This is a genomic window from Melioribacter sp. Ez-97 (assembly GCF_051488665.1).
Taxonomy (GTDB): domain Bacteria; phylum Bacteroidota; class Ignavibacteria; order Ignavibacteriales; family Melioribacteraceae; genus Melioribacter.
Genome location: NZ_JBPSEG010000017.1, coordinates 44,855 through 52,611 on the forward strand (window position 1 = coordinate 44,855; position 7,757 = coordinate 52,611).

Sequence of the window (7,757 nt, forward strand, 5' to 3'; positions counted from 1 at the left end):
TATGGAACTCTGGCAGCAAATGATAAGGGATAGTATACACTCCGTAGATCAACTCGTTGAAAAATTCAATATCGACAGAAAGGTAGCCGAGGAGCTCGACGAATTTTTTCAGGCGCGCATTAATCCGTATTATCTGAGCCTGATACGTTATCCCGGCGACCCCATCTGGCTTCAATGCGTCCCGGACGTCAAAGAGCTTGAAGACCTTGACGGCTATGAAGACCCGCTGCAGGAAGACGCTATGAGTCCCGTGCCTAATATCACTCACCGCTATCCCGACAGAGTATTGTTCCTGACGACGAGTCAATGCGGAATGTATTGCCGTTTTTGCACGCGCAAAAGGAAAGTGGGCAACTCCGATAAAATTTCGATGCGTCAGCTGGAATCGGCTTTCAAATATCTCGAAGAGCATACCGAAGTCCGGGATGTGATTATGTCGGGCGGCGACCCGCTGATGTTAACCGACACAATGCTCGAAAAAATAATTAAAAGAATACGCCAGATTCCGCACATCGAAATAATCCGCATCGGCACAAAAATGCCGTGCGTTCTGCCACACAGAATTACGCCCAAACTTGTGGAAATGCTTAAGAAGTACCACCCGATTTATATAAATACGCATTTCAATCATCCGTGGGAAATTACTCCCGAGAGCTCCAAAGCCTGCCAGATGCTTGTAGACGCCGGATTCCCCGTCAATAATCAGGCTGTTTTGATGAAAGGCGTTAACGACGACCCGCAGGTGCTCAAAGAGTTGTTCCTTAAACTGTTAAAAATACGCGTAAGACCTTATTACCTTTTTATGGCGGACGAAACGCGCGGCGCAAATCATTTCAGAACTTCGCTCGACAAAGGACTGGAAATTATGTTTGCTTTGAGAGGCAACATAAGCGGATTGGCAATTCCTCATTTTGTAATCGACGCGCCCGGCGGAGGAGGTAAAATTCCCGTCCTGCCCGATTATATTCTCCACCGCGACGAAGAAAAAATCGTTATGCGCAATTATCAAAATAAAATTTACGTCTATCGCGAAGCTAAAAACGAAGATACCAGAATCGAAGTGGAAACTTCAGGAAACGGCAACGGCAATTTACCCAAGCCGAAAAAGTTAAAGAAAAGCGCAAAAGCGGAAGTTACGGAATATGAAATAACGTAACGGTTTTCAGACATTTAAAAATGAAAGAGCCTGCCGAATAACCGACAGGCTCTTACTTAAATACCACTAACCCCTAATCCCTAGCAACTAATCCCTGATAACTAATCCCTAACCACTAATCCCTAAAACTACTTCACCATCACCATCTTCCTCGTCTGAACAAAATCGCCGGCGATAATTTGATAGAAGTACGTACCGCTGCTTACGCGATTTCCGGAATTGTCTCTGCCGTCCCAGAGGATATTGTGCTTGCCGGCAGACTTAACTTCGTCGAGTAAGCTCCTCACTTCCCTGCCCAGCGCGTCGTATATTTTTATCCGTACGTTGGTCAATTCGGGCAAGGTATATGTTATAATTGTAGAAGGATTAAAAGGATTGGGATAATTTTGATCGAGAGCGTAACTCGTGGGCAGCAATTCGATTACATCGTTATTGCCGGTTGTTTTTGAACTAACGTAAGCGCGGATAAGATTCAGGAATATATACCCTTCTTTGTCTTGGACGCTATAGAAAAGCCATGAGCCGTTTTCTGTACTGTACCAATAACTATTATTAGAAGTTTGTGATTTATAATAAGTTACCATAACCCGGTTTTTCTCCGGGTATTCGCCTTCTACGGGAAGGATAACCGTAAAATCTTTATCGGCGGAAATATTATAAGAAGTAAGGTCGACTTTTACCCAGTTGGGATACGGTTGTTCATACGGATATGTTGCTCCGCTATTAATTACCGGAGGCGCTTGCGCTAGTGTAGGCGTAACAGTAAACGATGCAAGATTTTTTCCGGCAAATCCCGCCGTAGTTCCTTTCAGTTCGTAGACGCCTCCAATCATCGGTAGTGTATTTCTAACGGCAATTTTCACTGAGTCCAATTTCATTCCTGATATTCCGTTGAATACCACTGCCACACTGTCTCCTGCCGTAAGTTGAAGATAACCCACAGGTTCCGTATTGTCGTAAGCAATTTCGATCGGTTTGTTATCGAAGACGCCCGTTGCATTGAAAGCATAGCTGAAAGCTTTCGTAACAGGATAAGCGCTCTGATCCACAATGTAAACCATAAAAGTCACTTCGGTATAATCGGATCCGAAAGAAGCCAGCGAATAATCCGTTCCGAAAGAAACGTCTTCTACTTCGACTCCGCCGGATGAAGTTCTTTTAATTGCTTTTAACTGTATGCTTTCGTTTGTCGTAAATTTAATGTTCAAATTGCTGCCGCCGGTAAAAGTAATATAATCGACTCCGTATTTATAAACCGAAGCGGTAGAAACCGACACGTTCGGATTGAAATATTTTGTATCTGCCATTTTAGGCAGCCCGGGATAAGAATAGCCCCATTTCGGATTGACGTTCCTGTCGTTAATAAAATTAGCCAGAAACCAGTTTTCCATTAATGCCGAGAAAGTAATTGATTTGTCGATTGAACTCAGCGTATTCAAAACTCCGGTGAATCCTTTTACTCTTTTATTAAGAAATTCCTTGAAGAATGACGATCCGTACTGTTCGTAGAGATAGAGAGAAAAGCGGGCTGCTCTCGAATAGTCGGTCAAAACGGCGGTGTTGTCGTTCCGGCGCCAATCGAGAAAATAATGATCGGGTTCCTGAGCATAAAGATTTTGATTATATACCTCATAACCGCAAATCACTTCGGCGACAAGAGACCAGGCTTCGTCAAAAAACGTCTCTTCTTCTTGTATATAATTATAATGTACCATATGCTGAAACTCGTGCGCGGTAGTGCTCATAGCGTTCGTAAGTCCGGCTTCGGTAAGCAGTTTATTCTGAACGCCGTCCAGGTAATAAATCTCGGCAGCATTGCTGTTGGAAAACCCCGGTTTGCTTTTATCAGTTTCTTGATTATAAGAGAAAAAATATCCCGAGATATACCCCCCCGATCCGCTGTAGCCGTCTTTTATGTCGAGAATTAAAATAATTACTTTCGGATCGTTGTCCACATCGGGCGGATTTCCGAAATTTTCAACAACTGTTTGATAAATGCCTTTATTCGGGTTTGCGGGAGTCGATTTTTCAAAAGCGTTCAATACCTCATTTACTGCATCCTGGTCGACAGTTTCTCTGTCCCAGAGCTTGTCTTCGACGAAGATATAGCAATTATCTCCTACGGCACGGCATGTAGAAGGTACGTCATAAAATTCATTTGTTGTAGTCAGGTCCGAAGCCGTCCATGTATGTTTTGAGCCGACTGTAAATCCCCACGAAGAGGATTTTTTGAGAGATTTTTCGGGTTTTATTTTCGAAAGGTCGATTCCGTTTGCTTCGCTGAATTTTTCGAGAAACGGACGCGCGTCAACCGGATAGCTCGTTTCCCGAGCAATTCCCTGTTCCGCCGACTTATCTATTTTTATTGATGTCTGTCCGGAAATGCCTATACTCCACAAAAACGTTAAAGCAAGTGCTAATTTTTTCATATTGCTACCTATTTTGAATTCTTAGTTAAGGGTTTTATTTCGTCGACAATTATAACGGGAGCTCTCGTATCCTCTTCGGTTTTAGTGAAAGTAACCAGATAGTAGTCTCCCTGCTTTTTCCATAGTTCTCTTTCCGTTTCGGGTTTACACTTCAAGATGTACACTTTATCATCGTCTGTTTTAATTGCAAGTTTAGAAAACGGTTCGTTGCCTATAACTGTAATATAGCCTTTCACTTTTCCGCCGTCGGCAACGGCATTTTTGCACGAACAGCATGCGTTTACGGCAAAAACAGAAAGCAGAATTAGAGCAAACGGTATAAATTTTTTGATTTTCATATAAATCCCGGGAATTTTTGTTTAAATATACTTAGAAAACAAATAAAATTTCGAAAAAATTCAAACTTGAAGCTGAGGGAAAAAATTTTCTCCGATCCAGTAGCCGGTAAAATTTTTGAACATTTCTTTGTATCTGTCGAAGCTGAGAGGTTTAATAAGATAACTGTTGGCGCCCAGTTGAAAAGCTCTGTCGATATCGGTCTGATTTGAAGATGTGGACAATATAACAACGGGAATAACTTTATATTCTTCGTCGTTTTTTATTTTTTGAAGAAACTCGAACCCGTTGATTCTGGGCAAGCGGATATCGAGCAGTATGATATCCGGCTGTGTGCTGTTTTCGGAATATTTTCCGGCTTTGAAAATGAAATCGAGCCCTTCCTTTCCGTCGAAGAGATGTATTATTTCGATTTTGAATTCGGAATTCTCTAAACTCCTTTTGACGATTTCTGCGTGCGCAAAATCGTCTTCAATCAACAGGATTACTGCGTTTCTTTTTTTCATATTACCCCCTGATTATGGTTTTCGGAAGGGTAAAGAATACAGTAGTTCCTTTATTCAGTCCTTCGGACTCAATCCAGATTCTGCCGCCGTGTATTTCGATTATTCTTTTCACGATTGTTAATCCCAGTCCCGTTCCTTCGTAATCGGCGTTCAATTTTTCGAAGAGACCGAACAGTTTGTTTTTATATTCGGGTTCTATCCCAATGCCGTTATCTTTAATATAGATAATAATTTCTTCACTTTCTTTGACGCCGATTTCAATGTGAGGCTGCTCACAATCGCCCGTGAATTTAACGGCGTTCTCAATCAGGTTTCGAAATACATCGACTAATTTATCCTTGTCGCCGTAGATTATAACGGGTTTGTCCGTTACGTCTATTCGTATATTTTTCTCTTTCAGTTGACCTGCGAGAAGATCAAGAGAATCTTTTACAATTTCCTGCAGAGTCAATTTTTCGGTTTTGTGAGAAACGCGTCCGAGCCGCGAAAGTTCAAGCAGGTCTTCAATCAATTTGCTCATTTTTTCCGAAGCTTTATCGATATAAGTCAGATCGTCGGACAATTTTTTGACGTCGTTCTTTTTCAGATTTTCTTTCATATAATCGACAAACGTACGAATAGTAACAACGGGGCTTTTCAAGTCATGCGAAACGCTGTAAATAAACCGCGTTATTTCCTCGTTCTTCTGACGAATTTCTTCGTCTTTTATTCTTCTTTCCGTAATATCCCTAATATTAACAACCACTGCGTTAAGATGAGGTTCGGAAAGGAAATTTCTGCCGACAGCTTCGAGCCATATATACTTGCCGTCTTTTTTCAACGCCCGGTATTCAACCCTGAAAAGACTTCTTTCATTCTGAAGAACTTGATCCCAAACTTCGACCACATTTTTAAGGTCTTCCGGATGAATAAATTTTTCGAACGATTTCCCTTCGATATCCCCTGCTTCAAAGCCCGTCAACAATTCGATAGCCGAGCTCACATACTGAATAACGCCTTCCGAATTAATCAGCATAAAAATATCGTTGGAATTGCTGAGCAGGGCCCGGAATTTTGCTTCCGCTTTTTTCCTTTGTTCGGTCTCTTTGACAAGTCCCCAAGATTTGAATGCGTAGTAAGAAAACAATACCGCGCCCAGAAAGATTGCGCTTATAAGCATCAGCAGTTTATTCCTGAAATCGGCAAGACCCGCAGTCAATTCATCTTCGGATGTAACGATAGCCAGCGACCAGTATGTGCCGTCGAGATGGATCGGCATATAAAATGCTCTCATTTTGCGATACGATTCGGAAGCGTGATCATAATAAAAAAGCGAAGTTCCTTCTTTCCCTTCCAGCATTCTCTTAATCATATTGGCAAAATTCGGGTCGTCGTGTAAAGTTTGTTTTATGTTATTGCCCACATGAATTCGTCTGGGGCAATAAAGTTCCGTCCCGCTGCGGCTTATTAACAACGCATAGCCGCTTTTCCCGATCGTTACCTCTCTGACAAACTTTTCGGCAATTTTTTCAAAATTCAAAACGAGTGCAATTGTACCGTCGAACTTGTTGTTTTTGAAGACGGGAACGTGGATTACAATAGCGTAGAAGCCCTGCACAGCCAGGAAGACATCGCTTATAACCGGCTTATGCGTTTTGAATATCTCCTGTATATGCGCCTGCGAAGAGACGTCCAAACCAATCGCTTCTTCATAAGGCGCCGTAAACGTAATTTTACCGTCGGCGCCGACTCGCGTTATGCTTTTTAATTCATTGCGCAGGTTTTTGTACAAGAAGCGGATGTTCTCTTTACCCCGTTTATTCATTTCAATAATATTTTCGTCGGCGGCGAGATAAGTTAAAATGCTCTTCCAGTTATCGAACATTTCCCTGAAAGACAGTGAAGTTTGACGCGCGTGTATTCTTTGAAGATTATAAGAATTCTCAATAACGTTATTTTTTTCGTCGGAGTAAAAAGAGACAAACGTGTAGAGGGCAATCACGAGAAATAATAAAATACTGAAAAGCCAATATCGATAGTTCACAATTCCTCTTCGATACGGTTATTTTTAAAGTGAAATTAAAAATAATTTAAATAAAACGAAAGGAGAGAAGCCGCAAACGACTTCTCTCTTTCGGCGCGGATATTATTTTACTTTAAATTCAATCCGGCGGTTGGCTGCCCTGCCCTCGGCGGTTTTATTGTCGGCAATCGGATTGCTTTCGCCGTATCCGACAGCCGTAAGTCTGTCTGCGCTTACGCCTTTGGCAATCAAATATTTCATAACCGCATCGGCTCTCATTTGAGACAATTTCTTGTTATACTGTTCGGAGCCGATATTATCCGTATAGCCCTGGATTTCGACTTTTAATTCCGGATTAGCCAGTAGAGTTTTAGCCGCGTCGAATAAAATCGGATACGATTCGGGAGTCAGCTTTGCGCTGTTGAATTCGAAATTAACTCCTACAAGCACCCATCTTTTTTCTTCTTTAACGGGTTTTTCAACGACTACTTCTTTAACAACTTCTTTTGGAATGTACCTTTGAACAATTTCTTCAATCCGCGCATAGTCGATCGGAGCTGATTTTTGTTCAACGCTCAATCCCGAATAGAGTTTGCAATATTTGGAAGGCTCGCCTTTGCTGAAGTAATAGAGCACGCCGATTTTAGCGGTCATATAAGAATCTTTTCCGTTAATTTCTCCGACGCCGAGCGCGCCGTCAAATTCCGAATTGGCGACAAGATTATAGTTCCCTTCCGTTACCAATTTAAAATCATTTCCCAGATGCCATTCGATGCCCATACCAGCATTAAATACTCCGCTTGCCGCATTGTCTTCGACGCCGGGCGTCGCCTGATCGCTAAGCATCCTATAAGCCACTCCGCCTCCTACATTAAAATAAGGCGACACGGGTTCGCACGGCACGAGATAGTAGAGCAGGTTCAAATTTCCCGCAATTGTATTGTTGACCGTAGTTGTTACGGGCGCGCCCCATTCGCCTTCCAGGTGAAGATATGCGCCCGAGAGACGAAGTCCAACATGTTCTGTAAAATTCCTTTGGATCGAAAGATAAGCGCCGTAGTTTGCGCTTGTTGCCGTTATATTGGAATTAACAAAACGCGGATAGTCAAATCCGGCTCCCACTGCCCAGCTGTTTTTTGCAAGCTGAGCGTCTACCGATTGTGCTGCAAAGAATACAAAAAGAATTAGTATAGTGATTATTTTTTTCATACATCCTCCCCTTTCCGAGGTTATTTGTTTTTAAATTAATAAAAAAAATCATATTTTTGTCTGTCCATTTTTGTCGGGGTGTAGCGCAGCCCGGTTAGCGCGCTTCGTTCGGGACGAAG

Annotated in this window: 6 protein-coding genes; 1 reads left to right on the plus strand and 5 read right to left on the minus strand. The window is 42.3% G+C overall.

The window, feature by feature from the left end; translation table 11 throughout:
- The first annotated feature begins 1 nt into the window (after position 1).
- The gene (locus ACSSWA_RS14060) at positions 2–1,156 is read left to right on the plus strand and encodes a KamA family radical SAM protein (protein ID WP_437357184.1); all 1,155 of its coding nucleotides are present in this window, start codon (positions 2–4) and stop codon (positions 1,154–1,156) included.
- Positions 1,157–1,284: 128 nt separating this feature from the next.
- On the opposite strand, the gene ACSSWA_RS14065 is transcribed toward ACSSWA_RS14060, so the two are convergent.
- From ACSSWA_RS14065 to ACSSWA_RS14085, 5 genes are all read right to left on the minus strand, one after another.
- Entirely contained in the window at positions 1,285–3,585 is a 2,301-nt protein-coding gene (locus ACSSWA_RS14065) for a FlgD immunoglobulin-like domain containing protein (protein ID WP_437357185.1), read from the minus strand.
- 8 nt (positions 3,586–3,593) lie between these two features.
- Positions 3,594–3,923, minus strand: a complete 330-nt coding sequence (locus ACSSWA_RS14070; protein ID WP_437357186.1) for a hypothetical protein — start codon at positions 3,921–3,923, stop codon at positions 3,594–3,596.
- Between the two features lie 60 nt (positions 3,924–3,983).
- Positions 3,984–4,427, minus strand: coding sequence for a response regulator (locus tag ACSSWA_RS14075; protein WP_437357187.1), 444 nt, complete (start codon positions 4,425–4,427; stop codon positions 3,984–3,986).
- Position 4,428: 1 nt separating this feature from the next.
- Positions 4,429–6,450 (minus strand): sensor histidine kinase, encoded by a 2,022-nt coding sequence (locus ACSSWA_RS14080; RefSeq protein WP_437357188.1) that lies wholly within the window; start codon positions 6,448–6,450, stop codon positions 4,429–4,431.
- Between the two features lie 102 nt (positions 6,451–6,552).
- Entirely contained in the window at positions 6,553–7,638 is a 1,086-nt protein-coding gene (locus tag ACSSWA_RS14085) for an OmpA family protein (protein WP_437357189.1), read from the minus strand.
- Positions 7,639–7,757: the final 119 nt, after the last annotated feature.

Bases quoted from the DNA above. Each gene is read 5' to 3' on its own strand.
- ACSSWA_RS14085 (WP_437357189.1), bottom strand. From the start codon at position 7,638: ATGAAAAAAATAATCACTATACTAATTCTTTTTGTATTCTTTGCAGCA.
- ACSSWA_RS14060 (WP_437357184.1), top strand. From the start codon at position 2: ATGGAACTCTGGCAGCAAATGATAAGGGATAGTATACACTCCGTAGAT.
- ACSSWA_RS14065 (WP_437357185.1), bottom strand. From the start codon at position 3,585: ATGAAAAAATTAGCACTTGCTTTAACGTTTTTGTGGAGTATAGGCATT.
- ACSSWA_RS14075 (WP_437357187.1), bottom strand. From the start codon at position 4,427: ATGAAAAAAAGAAACGCAGTAATCCTGTTGATTGAAGACGATTTTGCG.
- ACSSWA_RS14070 (WP_437357186.1), bottom strand. From the start codon at position 3,923: ATGAAAATCAAAAAATTTATACCGTTTGCTCTAATTCTGCTTTCTGTT.